This is a genomic window from Catenulispora sp. MAP12-49 (assembly GCF_041262705.1).
In the GTDB taxonomy this organism is placed as follows: domain Bacteria; phylum Actinomycetota; class Actinomycetes; order Streptomycetales; family Catenulisporaceae; genus Catenulispora.
In genome coordinates this window covers 95,082-111,577 of the sequence record NZ_JBGCCP010000023.1, presented here as the reverse complement: position 1 = coordinate 111,577, position 16,496 = coordinate 95,082, and the positions used below count along the sequence as shown (strand labels likewise).

Annotated in this window: 14 protein-coding genes; 2 read left to right on the top strand and 12 right to left on the bottom strand. The window is 70.0% G+C overall.

Translation table 11 applies throughout. The features are described from left to right. Window positions 1-16: 16 nt before the first annotated feature. The 8 genes from ABIA35_RS33260 to ABIA35_RS33225 form a co-directional block, all read right to left on the bottom strand. A complete protein-coding gene (locus ABIA35_RS33260) occupies window positions 17-883 on the bottom strand; it encodes an intradiol ring-cleavage dioxygenase (RefSeq protein WP_370360599.1) in 867 nt (288 codons plus the stop codon). Further along, window positions 880-1,533 (bottom strand): 3-oxoacid CoA-transferase subunit B, encoded by a 654-nt coding sequence (locus ABIA35_RS33255; RefSeq protein WP_370360598.1) that lies wholly within the window; start codon window positions 1,531-1,533, stop codon window positions 880-882. The genes ABIA35_RS33260 and ABIA35_RS33255 overlap by 4 nt, the downstream gene beginning before the upstream one ends. Beyond that, entirely contained in the window at window positions 1,530-2,213 is a 684-nt protein-coding gene (locus tag ABIA35_RS33250) for a 3-oxoacid CoA-transferase subunit A (protein ID WP_370360597.1), read from the bottom strand. Before ABIA35_RS33250 ends, ABIA35_RS33255 begins: the two co-directional genes overlap by 4 nt. A 9-nt stretch (window positions 2,214-2,222) precedes the next feature. Continuing rightward, window positions 2,223-5,015, bottom strand: a complete 2,793-nt coding sequence (locus tag ABIA35_RS33245) for a discoidin domain-containing protein (protein WP_370360596.1) — start codon at window positions 5,013-5,015, stop codon at window positions 2,223-2,225. Between the two features lie 120 nt (window positions 5,016-5,135). Next, a complete protein-coding gene (locus tag ABIA35_RS33240) occupies window positions 5,136-6,077 on the bottom strand; it encodes a serine hydrolase domain-containing protein (RefSeq protein ID WP_370360595.1) in 942 nt (313 codons plus the stop codon). After that, window positions 6,074-6,688 carry a recombinase family protein gene (locus ABIA35_RS33235; protein ID WP_370360594.1) on the bottom strand — a complete coding sequence of 205 codons (615 nt, stop codon included), beginning with the start codon at window positions 6,686-6,688 and terminating at the stop codon, window positions 6,074-6,076. Before ABIA35_RS33235 ends, ABIA35_RS33240 begins: the two co-directional genes overlap by 4 nt. Before the next feature lie 351 nt (window positions 6,689-7,039). Continuing rightward, window positions 7,040-9,802, bottom strand: a complete 2,763-nt coding sequence (locus ABIA35_RS33230; RefSeq protein WP_370334939.1) for a phosphoesterase — start codon at window positions 9,800-9,802, stop codon at window positions 7,040-7,042. 12 nt (window positions 9,803-9,814) lie between these two features. After that, window positions 9,815-11,320, bottom strand: a complete 1,506-nt coding sequence (locus tag ABIA35_RS33225; protein WP_370360593.1) for an ABC transporter ATP-binding protein — start codon at window positions 11,318-11,320, stop codon at window positions 9,815-9,817. A 358-nt stretch (window positions 11,321-11,678) separates the two neighbouring features. Between ABIA35_RS33225 and ABIA35_RS33220 the strand changes: the two genes are divergently transcribed. Both ABIA35_RS33220 and ABIA35_RS33215 read left to right on the top strand, forming a co-directional pair. Next, complete coding sequence (locus ABIA35_RS33220; RefSeq protein ID WP_370334942.1) at window positions 11,679-12,110, top strand: DUF948 domain-containing protein; 432 nt, start codon at window positions 11,679-11,681, stop codon at window positions 12,108-12,110. A 7-nt stretch (window positions 12,111-12,117) separates the two neighbouring features. Beyond that, window positions 12,118-12,486, top strand: a complete 369-nt coding sequence (locus tag ABIA35_RS33215) for a hypothetical protein (protein ID WP_370360592.1) — start codon at window positions 12,118-12,120, stop codon at window positions 12,484-12,486. 58 nt (window positions 12,487-12,544) lie between these two features. Here ABIA35_RS33215 and ABIA35_RS33210 read toward each other — a convergent pair whose 3' ends face one another. The 4 genes from ABIA35_RS33210 to ABIA35_RS33195 form a co-directional block, all read right to left on the bottom strand. Continuing rightward, window positions 12,545-13,417 carry a hypothetical protein gene (locus tag ABIA35_RS33210; RefSeq protein WP_370360591.1) on the bottom strand — a complete coding sequence of 291 codons (873 nt, stop codon included), beginning with the start codon at window positions 13,415-13,417 and terminating at the stop codon, window positions 12,545-12,547. 29 nt (window positions 13,418-13,446) lie between these two features. After that, the gene (locus ABIA35_RS33205) at window positions 13,447-14,181 is read right to left on the bottom strand and encodes a hypothetical protein (protein ID WP_370334948.1); all 735 of its coding nucleotides are present in this window, start codon (window positions 14,179-14,181) and stop codon (window positions 13,447-13,449) included. Window positions 14,182-14,321: 140 nt separating this feature from the next. After that, complete coding sequence (locus ABIA35_RS33200) at window positions 14,322-15,335, bottom strand: sugar phosphate isomerase/epimerase family protein (protein WP_370360590.1); 1,014 nt, start codon at window positions 15,333-15,335, stop codon at window positions 14,322-14,324. Continuing rightward, window positions 15,332-16,468, bottom strand: coding sequence for a Gfo/Idh/MocA family protein (locus ABIA35_RS33195; protein ID WP_370360645.1), 1,137 nt, complete (start codon window positions 16,466-16,468; stop codon window positions 15,332-15,334). Before ABIA35_RS33195 ends, ABIA35_RS33200 begins: the two co-directional genes overlap by 4 nt. Between the last annotated feature and the right edge of the window lie 28 nt (window positions 16,469-16,496).

Here is a 16,496-nt window from a genome sequence, read left to right as displayed (position 1 = left end):
GTACCAGTATGCCTGATCAGTCCGCGTCGGCGGTTGGGACGAGCACCAGGTCGTAGGCCATGCTCGTCCACTCCCCCGCGGGCCGGGACCCGTCGGGCGCCTCGCCGCCCCGATGGTGCTCGGCCCGCACCACCAGGCTGTCCTTGACCCCGAACACCGCATCAGCGTCCAGATACGGGTCGCCGGCGACGAAGATGTGGGTGATCAGGGTCCGGTGCCCGGGCGCGGTGACCTTGAAGTGCAGGTGAGCGGGCCGCATCGGGCCGCGGCCGGTGGCGGTGAGCAGGTCGCCGACGGGGCCGTCGTGCGGGATCGGGTAGGGCGTCGGCAGGACGGTCCAGAATCGGAAGGCGCCGTCGGAGCCGGTGCGCTGCCAGCCGCGCCCGGCCGAGCGCTCGCCGGGGTACTGGACGTCGTAGAAGCCGTCCTCGTCGGCGCCCCAGACGTCGAGGCGCACACCGGACAGCGGGGTTCCGTCGGCGGAGAGCACGTGCCCTGATACATGGCACGGCGTGCCCGCGGCGCCGCGCGCGAGATCGCCGTCCAGCGGGACCTCCGGAGCGCCGTCGACGAAGAAGGGCCCGAACACCGTGGCCTCGGTCGCGCCGGGCATGTCCGGCTCGTTGATGGCGACGGTCAGCATCGAGAGCCCGAGGACGTCGGACAGCAGGATGAACTCCTGCCGCCGCTCATCGGTGATGTGCCCGGCCCGGGTGAGGAAGTCGATCGCCGCCTCCCACTCCCCCTGGCTCAGCCGCACCTCCCGGGCGAACCCGTGCAGGTGGCGCACCAGGGCCGGCATGATCTCGCGCAGCCGCGGATCGGCGGTCCCGGCAAAGCTCGCCAGCACCTCCTCGGTGACGGCCTGTTCGCGCTCGCTCATGCCCATCGGATCGGCACCTCCACAAGATCGGCCAGTTCGTCGAAGGTGACGCCGAACAGCTCGCGGACGACGACCCCGTCCGCGGTGATGTCCAGGACGGCGCGGTCGGTGTAGACCCGGTCGACGCACCCCAGACCGGTCAACGGATACGTGCAGCGCGGCACCAGCTTGGGCTCGCCGTTCTTGGTCAGCAGCGCCATCATGACGAACACCCGGCGCGCGCCGATCGCCAGATCCATGGCCCCGCCGACGGCCGGGATCGCACCGGGCTCGCCGGTGTGCCAGTTGGCGAGGTCGCCCGACGCCGACACCTGGAAGCCGCCGAGCACACAGATGTCCAGATGGCCACCGCGCATCATCGCGAACGAGTCGGCGTGGTGGAAGTAGGACGCGCCCGGCAGCTCGGTCACCGGCGCCTTCCCGGCATTGGTGAGGTCGAGGTCGATCTCCGCGCCATGGGCGGCCGGACCCATGTTGAGCATGCCGTTCTCGGTATGCAGGACGACGCCGGAATCGGCGGCCAGGTGCTCGGCGACCAGGGTCGGCAGCCCGATGCCGAGGTTGACGAAGGAGCCGGCGGGGATGTCGCGCGCCACGAGCGCGGCCATCTCGTTTTTGGAGAGCGGCCCGCGCTCGCGCCCGCCAGTCATGCACTCACTCCGCTCGCTGCCGGCTCGACGAGCACCCGGTCGACATAAATACTCGGCGTCACCACCGCCTCCGGATCCAGTGCCCCGATCTCCACCAGCTCCCGAACCTGCGCGATGACCAGCGTCGCGGCGGTCGCCATGACCGGGCCGAAGTTGCGTGCGGTCTTGCGGTAGACCAGGTTGCCCATGCGGTCGGCGCGGTGGGCGCCGATCAGGGCCGCGTCGCCGCGGATCGGGTATTCGAGCACGTGTTCGCGGCCGTCGATGAGCCGGGTCTCCTTGCCGTCGGCCAGCGGGGTGCCGGCGCCGGTCGGGCAGAAGAAGGCGCCGATCCCGGCCCCGGCGGCGCGCATCCGCTCGGCCAGCGTGCCCTGCGGTACCAGTTCCAGCTCGATGCGGCCCGCGCGGTACAGCTCGTCGAAGACGTAGGAGTCGGATTGGCGGGGGAAGGAGCAGATCACCTTGCGGACCCGGCCCTTCGCCAGCAGCGCGGCCAGGCCGGTGTCCCCGTTGCCGGCGTTGTTCGACACGACGGTCAGGTCTGTCGCGCCCTGCCGGATCAGCGCGTCGATCAGCGTGATCGGCATCCCGGCCAGGCCGAAACCGCCGACGAGGATGGTGGAACCGTCGGCGATTCCGGCGACCGCTTCATCGGGATCGGTACACAGGTGTACGGTCACCCCCTCACCCTAGCTCGCGAAAACCTCCAACTCCGAGAGCTGTCCCGCAGGCCAGCCGGTGTTCGCCGTGAACGTCAGCTTCACGTAGCGCACGCTGGCGGCCGAGAACGCGGCAGTCGCCGTGTTCCCCGTGGCGGGGTCGAAGGTGTAGCCCTGCGACGGCACCAGCGTCGTGTAGTTCGTCCCGTCGGTGCTGCCCTGGATCAGGACGGTCTGCGTCCGCGCGCCCCACGCCGAGGACGGCGGCAGGTCCATGACCACGCGGCCGACGCTGTGCGCCGAGCCCAGATCGACCTGGATCCACTGCGGGAAGGCGTTGTTCGCGCTCTCCCAGTACGTCGAGGTGTTCCCGTCGACTGCGTTCGCCGGCCCGTAGTTCTGGGTGGAGCCGCTGGACGTGGCCGGCTGGTTCAGCGCCAGGTTCGGGTTCGGCGGAGGGTTCCCGCCGCCGCCGGCCGCCAGCGTGAGGTAGTTGAGGTTCCACCCGCCGGTGTCCTCGTTCACCGTCAGCACCTGCTGCCCGGCCGGAAGGGTGACGGTCGCCGTCACCGTGGCCCAGTTCTGCCAGCCGCCGGTCTGCGGGATGGTCACGGCGCCGGACAGGTTGGCGCCGGCGGCGTTCGACAGATGCAGGGCGCCGGTGACCGCGGATGGGGCGGCTACACGGAAACTCGCCGTGTATGTACCTCCGGTGGCAACGCTGACCGTGTACCGGAACCACTGGCCGCCGGAGGTCCAGCCCAGGTCCGAGCCGCCGCCGGTGTCCGAGGTCGCCTCGAGGTCCACCCCGTCGGAGCGGTAGGAGTTGCCGCTGCCGTTGGCCGAGGTCACGTGGTAGCCGACGCCCTCGCCGCCGGTGTCGTAGTTCTCCGCCTGGACGGTGCCCGGGACGGCGGCCGGGGTGCCTCCGTACGGCCCCTCCGGCGTGCCGCCGCCGCCCTGCCAGCTGTTGCCGCTGACCGTCGCCGTGAAGCCTCCGGAGTTGTTGATGTAGGGCTGGAATCCGCTGCCGAGCCCGGTCACCGTGTCGCCGGTGATCGACGCCGAGCCGGACGGCGCCGGGTAGAACGGCGGCTGGATCACGATGCCGTTGCGCCAGGGCGCGGTGATGGTGTTGTCGGCGAAGGTGCTGTTCGTGGACTGCGAGAAGCCGACCCCGTCGTACAGCGAGCCGCTGATCGTGTTGCCGGTGGCGTCGACGCCGTCCACCACGCCGGTGTTCTGCCCGTCGCCGCCGTTGCCGATGTGGAACGCCGGCTGGCCCTGGTTGTAGGCGTCGCCGCCGGAGCGGACGACCACGTTGCCGGAGACCGTCGCGCCGTGCAGGTCGCTGCCGTTCACGCCGAAGCGGCCGGCGCCCAGGCCGATGTAGCGCGCGGTGTCGCTGATGTAGTTGTTCTGCACGTGGTGGCCGCTGCCGCCGTAGATGCCGATGCCCTTGCCGCCCCAGGGCGCTATCAGGGTGTTGTTGGTCAGGGTCACGTTCGACATCGCGGTGTAGGTGGTCGAGCCGTTGTAGGCGACGGAGTTGATCGCCATGGCGTCGTCGCCGGTGCCGCGCACGAAGTTGTCGGTCGCGGTGAGGTTGTTCCCGACGGTCCCGGTCAGCGAGACGTTGTTCAGGTTGATCCCGTCGGCCCACTCGCTGGTGACCCGGCTGTTCCTCACCGTCCCGCCGGTCCCGGACGCCCAGAACCCTGATTCGGTGTGCTGGTTCCACATCCCGTCGGCGACCCAGTTCGTACCGGTGGTGTCCATCGCGCCGCCGTCGCCGCCGACCGTGCCCCGGCTGGTGGCGTCGGAGTCGATGTGGAAGTTCTGCACCGTGCACGAGGTCACGGAGAACACCGCGGCCAGCGGCTGGCTGTTGGGCAGCGGCACGTCGCGGTAGACGGTGCTGTACCACATGCCGGCGCCGGCGATCGTGATCCCGGTGGCCTGCAGGCCGGTGGTGCCCTTCAGGTAGAACGTGCCCTGCGGGATCCACAGGGTCTTGTTCTGCGACTGGGCCTGGTTGACGCAGTTCTGGATGGCGGCAGTACTGTCCTGCGCCCCCGGATCCGCGCTGCCGTTGGTCGGGGCGTTGTCGGCCACGGCGCCGCAGTCGGTGATGGAGATCGAGTTCGCCGGCTGCGCGATCGGCGCCGGCGGGTTCTCCGCGTCGACGACGTCCACGTCGTAGTACGAGGCGCTGTTCGTGGAGTCCTTCACCAGCGAGAAGGTGCTGCCCGGCGCGATCGCGGCACCGGTGAGGAAGGTGTGCGACTCGTCCCAGAACACCCGCGGGTCACCGTCGGCGGGGTTCTTGTCGTCGCTGTTGTTGTAGTTGGTGCCCTCGTAGATGTACGTCTGCTTGGAGTTGACGTTCAGCGCCTGCCGAAAGACCCCGTTGACGTACAGGTCGAGCGTCGAGGTGATGCCGCCGCCGGACGGCGCGTCGGGGATCGAGGCCCGGACGTTCAGGAAGCTGATCGGCTGCCCGGTGGTGTTCGTCCACTGCACACCCTGCCCGGTGGAGGCCAGGTGCACATAGGCGTGCCCGGACGCCTCCAGCACGGCGCTGGAGTACTCGGTGGTGGGCGGCGCGGTCAGGCTCACCGCCGAGGCCCCGCCGACCAGGGTGCCGGTCTCGGCCTCCAGGCTCGTGAAGCCCTGGCTCGCACCGACCGCCGCCGCGGCGGGCGTGGCGGGGGTGAGTGTGACGTCGTGGGGCACCGCGAGCACGGTCAGCGGTGCCGCCACGAGGGCGAGCGGGAGCAGGCGCGGCAGGAAACCGCGCACGGTGGGGCGATGTGGTCTCATCGCGACTCCTCTCCATGCGTGGGTCACCGTATAGATTTCGAGAAGGTGCCGCAAGACTCAGATGAAGTTGCGCAAAAAACTGATACGCAGTCCGCAAAGTTGGGGCGACACCCCGGCCCCTCAGCTCGCGTCCAGTGCCTGCCGTACGGCCCGGGCCAGTCCTCGTGCGTCGTGGTCGTTGACGAACACCGCTGCCGCCCGCCGGGCCGGCTGGCTGATCCCGAGCATCGAACGGAAGCCGGAGGTCCCCCCGTCGTGGCCGAGATAGCCGGGCGGCCCGATCGGCCATCCCAGGCCGCAGGAGCGAAGCGGGTCGATCTCGAAGCTGGGCCGCTGGGCCTGCCTGATCGACCAGCCGACCTGCGAGTCCGGTGGATCCAGGCAGGCCATCAGATACCGGCCCATGTCCTCGGCACTGGCTTCGACGCCGCCCGCGCCCCACAGGTGGTGATGCCAGCGTTCGGCCGGTGCGCCCTGCGCATATCCCGTGATCACGGCTCCCCCGCCACGGCCGGGAATCCCGGAGCATGCCATGTCGAGCGGAATCAGAACCCTGTGCTCAAGGAGGTCCGCGAAGGCGGTGCGATCAGCGCGTTCGAGGGCCAGTCCCAGCACCTGGAATCCGAAGTTCGAGTAGTCGTGCTCGACTCCTCGGGCCCCGCTCCCGGCCTTGCGCAGTTCTGCCTCAGCGACCTGCGCCGTGAGGAACGCGTAGGGGTCCGGCGCCCCGGGGACATGGCTGGGCGAGAGCCGGGGCAGTCCGGAGGTGTGTGTGGCCAGCTGTCCCAGGGTGATGTCCGCGCTCTCGCCGGCATCGAGCCAGCGGCCGATCTCGTCGTCGAGGTCGACGATGCCGTCGTCGACCAGCGACGCCAGCACCGTCCCGGTCATGGTCTTCGTGATCGACCCGATCTCGAAGCGGCCGCCGGCAGGGCACCGGCCGCTGGATTCGACCGTGTAGCCCTCGCCGTCGGCGGTGACGACGGCGAGGGCGGCCGTCTCGGACAGCCCGGGGCGCAGACCGTCGATGAGCGCCCGTGCAGTGCGCGCTCGCCAACTCATGCCTCGGCCTCGGCCTCGGACAGGGCCCGGTACACGGACGCGAGCGACGGATGCCGTCCGGCGTTCCTGCCCGACGCGATGGTGAGCGCGCGGGCGATCTCCGGCACCGGCCTTCCCTCGTCCCGCAGCCGTCGGGCCTGGGAGAGCATCTCTTCGTCGAACACCCTCGGACGCCCACCGCGCCGCCCCCGGCCCTCGTCCGCCCCGCGCTGGCCCGCCTCGATGAGTCGGCCGCGGTGTCGGCGATCCAGGTCGCCCGCCGCGCCCAGCACCGCGAAGAACGACGAGCCCGCCTCGTTCGGATCGTGGACGCCGGCCATCGGGCCGGTCCGGACGTCCAGGCACACGTCGGCGGCCCGGAGGGTGCCGGCTAGACCGATCAGCTCCGCCGAGGTCCGGGCGAGCGCGAAGAGGTCGTACACGGCGAAGACCACAGGCTGGTTCTCAGCACAACGCCGCTGTGCGCGAGCCAGTTCGATCGCCTTGTTCAATTCGGGGCGCACTGCGACCGTGGGGCCGAGCACGTCGAGGAACGTGCGAGCGCAACCGGCGACGTTCTCCAGCTCAGAAGCCTGATCGTCGATATCTGATTCACTGTCCGGCGCGTACATGTAGCCGATTCGTACGGGTGGGGGCCCACCCGAGGGAGTCTGCCAAGCAGAAGCATGCCTGTTCGCGGGAACAACGACTTCCGCCATCCCGCCCAGAGCGGGGACAAGGACGAACCGCGTCGTATGGTAGCGAACTGCGACGTCGCCGCTTCGCGTCCGGCACGGGGATCCGGCGGGCACAGCGCATGCCGGGCAAGCGAATCTCTCCACCGCGTCTGCTGCGTACTCACGAGTCTCCGCCACATCGCAAGTCTCGCACAACCCTCTCTCACAACACGAGGGCGCCCGGCCGGAGGAACCGGCCGAGCGCCCCGCGTTTCAAGCAGTCGAGCAATCAAGCAGTCAAACAGATCAGTCGTCCGACCCCGGCAGGAAAGCACCGGGCACGTCGTTCGGGGCGAGGATCTTGCTGTCGCCCGGGTACGCCTTCGTCCAACCGGTGCTCACGTAGTACGTGTACCGGTTCATCTGCTCCGGGTTCGCGAAGTCCGGCATCGAGTTCGGGCCGGTCAGGTGCTGCAGCGCGGCCCACGACTTCCACTGCGAGGCCACCGCGCCCTCGGCGGCCGGAACCGCCGTGGCGGCCGTGTCGGCCTTCGCGACCGACGCCGTCGTCTGCCCGGCCGGCACGTTCGAGCCACACGTCGGCTGCTGGCTCAGGCCCAGGGTCAGCGAGGTCTGGTTCGGGACCGCGGTGTAGGGCGCGAGGTTCGGCTTCGCCGTGAAGGCCGTGCTCATCGGGGTGGCCGCGGAGTCGAGCTGGTTCATCGGCTGGATGCCGAGGATCTGCTCGATGGTGCGGACCATGGTGATCTGCGAGTAGTAGTGGCTGTCCACGACGCCGTGGTTGGCGTAGGGGCTGATGACCTCGATCGGGGCGCGGTGGCCGTCGACGTGGTCCAGGCCGGCCTGGGAGTCGTCCTCGACCACGAAGATGGCCGAGTCCTTCCAGTACGGGCTGTGGGAGATGGTGTCCACGATCTGGCCGACGGCGAGGTCGTTGTCCGCCACGCCCGCGGCCGGGCTGACCGGGCCGCCGGTGTGGTCGCTGGACAGCCAGAACATGTTCAGGTTGGCCGGGCCGTTCTTCTCGAAGTCCTGCTTCCAGATCTGGGTCCGGTAGACGTCCGGGACGTCCAGGTCGAAGCGCGGGTAGCCGGGGACGGCCACCTGGTTCAGGGACGGGATCGGCGAGCCGGCCTGGATCGGGTACTGGCTCGGGGCGCCGGTGGCGGCCATGTTCTGCGCGTCGCAGTAGTAGTCCTGCCACGTCGCGCCGGCCGGCTTGGGGTCGGTCGCCTGGAACTCGCCGTAGTCCTTCACGGACTTGCCCGCGGCCTGGGCGCCGGTCCAGATGAAGCCCGACTCCTGGTGGCCCAGGACGTCGTCCTCGGTGTCGTAGCTGCGGGTGTACTCGCCGGCCGAGGACTCGGTGTACTCCGGGTCGTCGGACTGCATCAGCCAGTTGTGACCCTCGGCGGAGTTCGTGCCGGTGTCGTAGAAGTTGTCGTACAGGCCGAACTGGGTGGCCAGCGCGTGCTCGTTCGGCGTGACGGTCTGGCCGTAGGTGTTCAGCGTGGAGTCGCCGTTGCCCTGCGGCATGTCACCGAAGACCTGGTCGTAGGTCCGGTTCTCCTTGACGATCAGGAACACGTGCTTGATCGTCGAGGGGTCGCCGATCTTCGCCGGGATCGGGACCGGGGTCTTCTTGCTGTTGTCGTTCGCCGCCGTCTTCACCGAGCCGGGGGTCCAGCCGTTGTACTGGAAGACCTTGCCGGTGTAGGCGCGGATCTGCTGGTCGCTGGGCAGCGTGAAGCGGTTCAGGCTGCTGGTGGTGTCGTGCGTGCCGTGGCCGGCCGCGACGGTCGGGCGCAGCGAGTCGATGCCGCGGGTGTTGGCCACCACGATCTGGTTGCCGACCGTGGCCACCTCGGCCGGGAAGTAGTCGGTCGGCAGCAGGCCCACGTAGCTGGCCGGCTGGTCGGCGGACTTGAAGTGGTACACCGCGACCGCGTTGGCCCGGCCCAGGCTCACCAGCAGGTGGCCGTCGGGGGTCAGGGAGATGGCGTCCGGCTCGTAGCCGACCGAGGCCTCCGGCCACGGCTGGGTGGCGATCGTCTGGACGACCTTGTTCTTCTTGGCGTCGATCACCGAGACCGTGTTCGCGGTGGTGTTCGCCACGAAGACCGTGTTGCCGGAGGCGTAGACGGCGGTCGGGTGCGTGCCGACGTCGATGCTGCCCACGGCCGCCGAGGCGTTCGCGGTGTCGATGACGCTGACCGTGCCGGTGGAGGAGGCGCCGGTCTTCGGGTTGGCCGGGACCTGGGTGCCGTAGGAGTTGATCGTGGTGTCACCGGCGACGGCGGTGCGGCCGCCCTCGTTGCTCACGTACAACTTGCCGCCGACCAGCGCCATGCCGCGCGGGGCGATGCCGGTGTTCCAGCTCTGCGTGATCGCGCCGGTGGCGGCGTTGATCGCCACGACCTTGTTCTGGCCGTTGACCGCCGCGTAGACGGTCGAGCCGTCGGCGGAGAAGACCGCCTTGGCCGAGAGCGCCTGCTGCGAGCCCGAGGCCGGGATCGCGACGTCGACCGGGTTGGCCAGGGTGCCGTCGGCGTTCACCGTGAACTTGGTGTACCCGTTGGCCCGGCCGATCCACAGCGACTTGCCGTCGGGCGAGTACGTCGGCGAGGTCTGGCCCACGTCGTTGCCGCTGATCGCCAGGTTGACGCCGGTCGCGGCCTTGCCGATGACCTGCTGGACCTGGTAGCTGCGCAGGTCGACGATGACCATCGAGCCGGTGCCGTCGGCGACGGTGGCGGCCACGTGCGTGCCGTCCGGGCTGACGGTGGCGCCCATGATCTTGCCCTGGTTGATCACCAGGCGGGTGCCGATCGGGTTGATGTACTGGTCGCTGGCGATGACCTCGCCCTTGTTGGTCAGCTGGCCGACCTGCTGGTGGCCCAGCTGCTGGGTCGAGGCCGAACCGATGCCGGCCCCGGTGACGACCAGGCCGACAGCCACCACGGCCGCCTTGGACAGGCGGTGCCGGCTCAGGCCGGCGGAGCGCTGGAAGACGCTCCCCTTCTGCACCTTGCGGCGCGTTACTTGCATCGGATGATTCCTTCAGTGAGTAGGAAGCAGGTCGACATTGCCGTCGAACTGCCACAGCGGGTTCGGCACGTCGCCGTCATCGGTGCGGACCAGGAAGTAGCCGTTCACTTCCTGGGGACCGTCGCCGTCGGCGATGTACCTGCCGTTCGCGGTGACATCGAGCTGATAGATCGACTGCCCGGTGAGCGCGGACCCCGGCACATGCCAGGAGACCGTGCACCGCCAGTCATTCCCCGACCCTTCCTGAGCGCCGTGGCCCTCGCTCTTGGAACAGATCGCGGAAGTCTGCAATGGGGACTCGGTGAGCGACGGCCGGTGCATCTCGGCCTCCTGCAGCACGTATAGGTGCGCGAAGGCGGTGGCCACCGACTTCTGGACCTTGTCCTGGTCGATGCCCGAGCCGCCGGCGCCGGTCGTGACGGCGACGACGCCGGCCGACACCGCCAGGACGCCGGCCAGCGGCAGGACGCCCAAGGTCAGTGCTTTGCGTCCGGCGCCGTCGTCGGTGAGGTTGGTGAAGTCGCGGCGCAGGAACAGCAGGTAGGCCAGGACGGTGGCGACGACGGCCCAGACCAGGCTGACGGCGATGCCGATCAGCAGGGGCTGGAGTTGCTGGGGGTCGGTGAACAGGCCGTTCCAGGAGATGAAGGCGTAGCCGGGCAGGGCCAGGCGGACGGCCACCGGCACCGGCAGCAGGAACGCGGCCTCCAACGGCGAGACCACCGGCGCCAACTCACGCAGGGCGACGTCCGCACCCTCGACGACCGCGACACCCGGCGTCTCCTGCGCGAGGGTGCGCGCGATCGACGGATCGGAGGTGCGCAGCCGGTATTCCAGCTCACGGTTCTCGTCGGAGAGCTTGTGCAGCGGGCCGGAGAAGACCACGCGTCCGGTGGACAGGATGGTGACCTCGGAGCACAACGCTTCCAGATCATCCATGCGGTGGCTGGACAGGATCACCGTGGCACCGTCTGCCACCAGTTGATTGAGCACCCCGTGCACGTGCTTCTTGCCCGCCGGGTCCAGACCGTTGGCCGGCTCGTCCAACACCAGCAGTTGTGGCTTGGTCAGCAACGCCGCAGCCAGCCCCAACCGCTGCCGCATCCCCAGCGAGAACCCGCGCACCTTGTCATCGGCGACCGCGGTCAACCCGACCTGCTCCAGCACCTCGCCGATCCCGGCGGACGGCGCGTCCCGGTGGCGCAGCCCGGCGAGCACCGCGAGGTTCTGCTTGGCGGTGAGCGTGGGATACGGGCCCGGGCCGTCCACGAATCCGGACACGGTGCCGGGCGCCGCCGGGGACCGTCCCACTGCGCCCCCGAAAATCTCCAGCCGCCCCTCGTCGGCGACGGCCAGGCCCAGCAGCAGCCCGAGCAACGTCGTCTTGCCGGCCCCGTTCGGCCCGACCAGACCGTGGATCCGCCCCCGCGCCACGTTGAGATCGACATGATCGAGTGCGACGACGTCGCCGAAGACCTTGGTGATCCCCAGACCTCGTACCGCGACGGTGGTTTCCATGCGCTCCTCTTTCAGCCGGCGCTCAGCCAGCTCTCAGGAACCTAGGCCCGCCGCGTGACACCCAGTCCGGGAAAGGTTGAATGGCGAAAGAACGGAAGAGGACCGGCGGACCACGTGACGGTGTTCGTACTCTGAGTCACCCCGTTGACCATACTGCGACATCCGCCATCGCGCAGCGCGCGTCGCCGTGCCCTGGCATCGTCATCGGCACCGTCCTCGGCACCGCGGGATTCGTACGACGATCAGCGCGCGCCGACACGCCGATCACCCGCCCTTGGTGCGCCCGACCCCGGCGGCCCGCTAGGGTCTACGCTGCAACCAGGCCCTATCGGCCGCCTCCGGCGACAGGAGTTTCGAGATGACCGGCATCCAAGTCGTCGGCCTGATCTTCGCGGTCTTCGTGGTCGTCGGCGCCTGCTTCCTGGGCTTCATGCTGATGCACGTCACGGAGCTCCTGCTCACCGTGAAGGGCACCCTGAGCACCATCACCGCGGCCACGGTCCCCCTGCTGGAAGAGGCGGAGCAGGCCGCGAAGACCGGCAACGCCGGTATGGCGAAGGTCGCCGCCATCTCCGAGAACATCCAGGCGCTGACCGACAACGTCTCGGCCGTCACCGCCACCGCGACCTCCGCGGCCGGCGGCCCGCTGGTGAAGACCACCAACTACAGCCTGGCCGTCCGCCGCGTCATCACCTCGCGCCGCCACACCGACCGCGCCAAGCAGGTCCGGGCCGAGCTGGCCGCCGAGCGGCGGGAGCTGCGGCGGCAGGCCCAGGCCGACAAGGACTGAGGAGCCGGTGCGGGAGCCCGAGGAACCAGTGTCCTACCCCATCGTCGTGATCTGCGGCTCCACCCGCTTCATGGCCGAGATGGCCGAGGCCGATCTGCGGGAGACCAAAGACGGAAGGATCGTCGTCAAACCGGCCTGCGACCTGAAGTCGCCGCACGAATTCTGGTCCGATCCCACCGAGGCCGAGGCGCTGAAGGCCCGACTCGACGATCTGCACCGGGCGAAGATCCGGCTCGCCGACGAGGTGCTCGTGGTCGGCGACTACATCGGAGACAGCACCAGGGCCGAGATCGCCTACGCGCGCTCGCTGGGCAAGCCTGTGCGGTTCACGCATCCCGAAGTCGACCCTGACCGCCATGACCGCCTGACCGCCTGACGGCTTGACCGCCTGACCGCCCGCTGCCACCTCGACAACCAGGGCCGACCCCCTCCGATCAAGCCTCAACGAGCAGGTCGACACTCATCGCCATCGGATTCGTCGCCATCGCCCCGTTGGCGGCACCGAGCGCTCGCGCCAGCGGTGTCAGCAGCTCGGCGAGCCGTCCGGTCCGCTCCGGACCCAGCGCGCGCCAAGGCTCCTCCGCCGACAGGTCGGTGTGGTCCTCGATCCACTCCCGCATCGCGTGTGCCTTGGTCGTGAGCGTGCCGGACGCGTCGAGCAGGTCGCGCCCCCGCAACCGCTCGCCGGCCGCCGTCCACTCCTCGTCGGACCAGCCACGGGCCGCCTTCATGTACTCCGCCGCCAGACCCTTGTCAGCGGCGAACAACACCAAAGCGTCGCAAGGCCCGAGCTGCGCCATCACCAGCGCGGCGACATGACCGTCGCCCCGGGACTCCCGCAGCACGGTCGTCGCCTGCCACAAGGCCAAGTGCGGCTCGTCGGGAAAAGGCAGCCGTGCGTTCGCCGCCGCCAACGGACGCCCGGCCGTGGGAGCATGCCGAGCCGCCTCCACCGCCAACTGCGCCGCCTCGGCGACCGCGGCACCGTCGACCACGTCGTCCCCGAGCATCGCCCGCAGCGCGCCGTCCACACCGGTCAACCGGGTGGTCAGGAACGTCTCCGGCGAAGCGATGTCCCAAGCCTCGGGCAGAGCCCGCGCGACCCGCGTCGGATGGAAGTTGTAGAAGGCGGACGTGACCTGCTCGGCCGAGGCCGCCCCCAGCGGCGCGGCACGCATCCCGAAGTACCCCATCCACCCGCCCTTGCAGCCCAGGGCGTCAGTCGCGGCCCGCGACTCGGGGGTGAAGTACGTGACGTCGTGGTACGGCTCGAAACGGACCCACATACGTCGCGCGGTCGTCGTCATGGGACGAACGTATCAGCGCGCCGAATGCCCTAGCTGCAATCCCAGAAGAAGGCGCCTTCCCGGTCATCGGCCGACAGGAACAAGAACCCGTATCCCCCGCCGAAGTTCAGCGCGTAGGGTTCGCCGTCCCACCCCTCGCCGTCTTCCAGCTGTAAGAAGAAGTCCCAGCTGCCGTCCAACGGCAGCGGAAGATGCGCCTGCGGGTAGTGCGCACGGCCCCCGACGAAGCTGCACGGGTATTCGCAGCTCTCCGGCAGCTGTCCGGGCGCGCCGAGGCGGAACGCGTCGTCGTAGGCGATGTCCGCGTCCAGGGCGGCCTCCTGCACCGGGGCGAGCGCGACCTGTTCCCCGGCCAGCTCGACCGGCACGAACTCGTTCCAGCTCCGGCCCCGGGTGCACAGCGTCGGTCCGGTCGCGGCGGCGCTCACCTCCAGGCCGGCCGGCAGGCGCCCGTCCGGCTGGATGAGCAGCGCGTTGTGGCCGCTGAAGGGTTCGGCGGTGGCGGCGTCGCCGTCCTCGTCGGTGATGAACAGGTACGCCAGGCGCACCGTGTCGCCGGGGATGCGGAACTGGCCGATGAAACGCATCGGCTCGCCGGACTCGCGGTCCAGCGGCCAGGCCGGCTCGGCGAGCCAGACCGGCTGCCCGCCGAGCTTCGTGTCCGGGGTCGTGATCGGCGCCGGGCTCGGCGTCGTCGCGATCGCCAGACGCGGTGTGACGCCCGCTCCGTAGGGCCCTGCTCCGCTGTTCCTCGTCTGCAACACAGCACGCGACCCTAGCCCAGCGTCCTAGGGCGGGGTGGCGACACGGCGAGCACGCCATGTACGCCACCCCTCCGGATCATGCCGCCGCGATCACCGGGCCGCCACAGCCCGCCGCCACAGCGCCGCCACGGCCCGCCGCCTCAGCCCGCCGCCCCCTGACTGAACGCCGCGTCGAACGAGGCCCGCGGCGGTTCGATCGCGGCCAGCCCGCGCACGAACCCCAACGCCTCGGGCGCCCCGACCAGCCGGTCCATCCCCGCGTCCTCCCACTCCACGCTGATCGGCCCCTCGTAGCCGATCGCGTTGAGCATCCGGAACACAGCCTCCCACGGCACGTCCCCGTGCCCGGTCGACACGAAGTCCCAGCCGCGCCGCGGATCGCCCCACGGCAGGTGCGACCCGAGCCGGCCGTTGCGGCCGTTCAGCCGCCGGACCGCGTCCTTGCAGTCCACGTGGTAGATCCGCTCCCGGAAGTCGTACAGGAAGCCGGGAGCATCAAGGTCCTGCCACACAAAATGGCTCGGATCGAAGTTCAGCCCGAACGCCGGCCGGTGGTCGACCGCCTCCAGCGCGCGCACCGTCGACCAGTAGTCGTAGGCGATCTCGCTGGGATGCACCTCGTGCGCGAACCGCACCCCGACCGAGTCGAACACGTCGAGGATCGGATGGAAGCGCCGCGCGAACTCGGCGTATCCGGCCTCGACGACGTCGGCGGAGACCGGCGGGAACATCGCCAGCAGGTGCCAGATCGGCGACCCGGTGAACCCGATGACGGTGCGCACCCCGAGCTCGGCCGCGGCCCGAGCGGTGTCGGCCAGCTCGGCGGCGGCGCGCGTCCGGACGCCTTCGGCCTCGCCGTCGCCCCAGATCCGGACGGGGAGGATGTCCTGGTGCCGGCCGTCGATGATCGCCTCGCACACCGCCTGCCCGACCAGGTGCGTGGAGATCGCGTGGACCTGGAGGCCGTACTTGGCCAGCAACTCCTTGCGCCCGGCGACATATCCGGGCTCCTTCAACGCCCGGTCCACCTCGAAGTGGTCGCCCCAGCAGGCGATCTCCAAGCCGTCGTAGCCCCACTCCGAGGCCAGCCGGCAGACCTCTTCGAAAGGCAGGTCGGCCCACTGGCCGGTGAACAAGGTGATGGGCCGTGTCATAGCGCCTCCTGGGTCACGGCAGTCCATGCGGACTTGTTGCGCGCACTGTCCTCGACGGCGCTGAGCACGCTTTGCACGTACAGCCCGTCGGCGAACGACGGCACCGGCAGCTTCCCGGCGGCGATCGCCTCGATCAGGTCGCGCTTCTGGTTGACGAACGTGTGGTCGTAGCCCAGCCCGTGGCCCGGCGGCCACCACACGTCCACATAAGGGTGCTGTGGTTCGGTGGCCAGGATGCGGGTGAAGCCCGCCTGCCCGGCGTCCAGCGAGGCGTCGTGGAACCGCAGCTCGTTCATCGACTCGAAGTCGAACGCCACGCTGCCCTCCGAGCCGTTCACCTCGATCCGCATGGCGTTCTTCCGCCCCGGCGCGAAGCGCGTGGCCTCGAACGTGGCCACCGCCCCGCCCTCGCAGTCGGCGAAGAACACCGCCGCGTCGTCGACGGTGACCGGGCCGCGCTCGGTGCCCGCCGCGCCGCTGAGCCCCGAGGCGGCCGTGGCCAGCGGCCGCTCCGGAACGAAGGTCCGTGTCAGGGCACTCACTCCGGTGAGGCGACGGCCGGTCAGGAAATAGGCCAGGTCCACCAAGTGCGCACCGAGGTCGCCCAGCGCCCCGGATCCCGCCTCCTCCTTACGGAGCCGCCACACCAGCGGGAACTCCGGATCGTTGATCCAGTCCTGCAAGTAGACGGCCCGCACGTGCCGGATCTCGCCGAGCCTCCCCTGTGCCACCAGATCCCGCGCCAGCGCGAGCGCCGGCGTGCGCCGGTAGTTGAACCCGACCATGGACAGCACTCCGCGCGTCGCCGCCTCCTCGGCCGCCACCGCCATCGTGCGCGCCTCGCCGAGGGTGTTGGCCAGCGGCTTCTCGCACAGCACGTGCTTGCCCGCGGCCAGCGCCGCCAGCGCGATCTCGGCGTGCAGCGCGCCGGGCGTGGTGATGTCGACGACGTCGATGTCGTCCCGCTCGACCAGCGTGCGCCAGTCGTCGGTCCAGGACTGCCAGCCCCAGGCGCGCGCCGCGCGCTCGACGGATCCGGCGTTGCGGCCGGCGATCGCGGTCAGCTCCGGCTCCAGCGGCAGGTCGACAGCGCGTCCGACGGCCTGCCAGGCCAGGGAGTGCATCCGGCCCATGAAGCCGTGTCCGACCAGGCCGATCCGC

Coding starts and splice junctions, on each gene's coding strand:
- ABIA35_RS33195 (WP_370360645.1), bottom strand. CDS start 16,468: ATGGGCCGGATGCACTCCCTGGCCTGGCAGGCCGTCGGACGCGCTGTC.
- ABIA35_RS33210 (WP_370360591.1), bottom strand. CDS start 13,417: ATGACGACGACCGCGCGACGTATGTGGGTCCGTTTCGAGCCGTACCAC.
- ABIA35_RS33235 (WP_370360594.1), bottom strand. CDS start 6,688: ATGTACGCGCCGGACAGTGAATCAGATATCGACGATCAGGCTTCTGAG.
- ABIA35_RS33240 (WP_370360595.1), bottom strand. CDS start 6,077: ATGAGTTGGCGAGCGCGCACTGCACGGGCGCTCATCGACGGTCTGCGC.
- ABIA35_RS33260 (WP_370360599.1), bottom strand. CDS start 883: ATGAGCGAGCGCGAACAGGCCGTCACCGAGGAGGTGCTGGCGAGCTTT.
- ABIA35_RS33220 (WP_370334942.1), top strand. CDS start 11,679: ATGACCGGCATCCAAGTCGTCGGCCTGATCTTCGCGGTCTTCGTGGTC.
- ABIA35_RS33255 (WP_370360598.1), bottom strand. CDS start 1,533: ATGACTGGCGGGCGCGAGCGCGGGCCGCTCTCCAAAAACGAGATGGCC.
- ABIA35_RS33245 (WP_370360596.1), bottom strand. CDS start 5,015: ATGAGACCACATCGCCCCACCGTGCGCGGTTTCCTGCCGCGCCTGCTC.
- ABIA35_RS33225 (WP_370360593.1), bottom strand. CDS start 11,320: ATGGAAACCACCGTCGCGGTACGAGGTCTGGGGATCACCAAGGTCTTC.
- ABIA35_RS33230 (WP_370334939.1), bottom strand. CDS start 9,802: ATGCAAGTAACGCGCCGCAAGGTGCAGAAGGGGAGCGTCTTCCAGCGC.
- ABIA35_RS33200 (WP_370360590.1), bottom strand. CDS start 15,335: ATGACACGGCCCATCACCTTGTTCACCGGCCAGTGGGCCGACCTGCCT.